Below are 760 nucleotides of genomic sequence, written 5' to 3'. Positions count from 1 at the left end.
GGGGCGGTGGCCAGGCGCGGGAGACAGCGCGCTTGATCGTGACGGGGTGCCCAGCGCTCTATGCCCTCGCCAGGGACGACGACGGCGCCCCGGCCGCCGTCGGGCGCCTCGCCCTGGTGGGCGCCACGGGAGGAATCTATTGCATGGCGACGTCGCCCGCGCACCGCAGGCGGGGCTACGCCACAGCAGTGCTCCAGGCGCTCCAGTCCGAAGGGGCCGCGCGCCACGTGGAAAGCTTCTGGCTGCTGGTCACAGCTGCCAACTCCGCCGCCCGGCAGCTCTACCAGCAGGCGGGGTTCGAGGAAGCGGGCCGCTATCTCTACCGCCAGGAACGGCCCCGCCGGGCGCTGACAGGCTGCTGACTAGGAGGCGTCGGTGACCTGGATCCGCACGGCACACGAATCGGCGGCCGCTTTACGCAGCACTGCTGCCTTGGGATCCGGGACGTCAAGGTAGGCCAGCCGGGGCATGGCGGCAAAGCCCTTCAGGGCAGGGTGCTGGAGGACAAGGCCCGCCAGGGCCCTGTCGCCCCCGGGAACCACGTACTCAAAAGGTTCACCGCCGAAGATGCGTGCGGCCTGTTCCGCAACAGCCTCCACCAGGGCGTCGGCCTGGTTGTTCCGCCGCCGGGCGAACCGCTGCTGCGACTGTCCGCCCGCGGCCGTCCGGGACTGCACATACGTGGATCCCACCTTCGACGCGAGGACCTGCCCTTCGCTGACCACCGCCACCCCGTAGCCTCCGCGCCTGGCCAGCAGCA

At 71.2% G+C, this 760-nt stretch carries 2 protein-coding genes; one reads left to right on the top strand and one right to left on the bottom strand.

Annotation, left to right across the window (positions count from 1 at the left end; translation table 11 throughout):
* Nucleotides 1–362, top strand: a 362-nt coding sequence (locus tag ACKAE7_RS21105) for a GNAT family N-acetyltransferase (protein WP_408980234.1), incomplete at its 5' end; no start/stop codon positions are given.
* On the opposite strand, the gene ACKAE7_RS21100 is transcribed toward ACKAE7_RS21105, so the two are convergent.
* The coding region (locus tag ACKAE7_RS21100) for an acVLRF1 family peptidyl-tRNA hydrolase (RefSeq protein WP_408980233.1) at nt 363–760 on the bottom strand (398 nt) is incomplete at its 5' end.

It is taken from the genome of Pseudarthrobacter sp. NKDBFgelt, from assembly GCF_046097905.1.
Lineage (GTDB): Bacteria > Actinomycetota > Actinomycetes > Actinomycetales > Micrococcaceae > Arthrobacter > Arthrobacter polychromogenes.
This window is presented reverse-complemented; position numbering and strand designations above follow the sequence as displayed.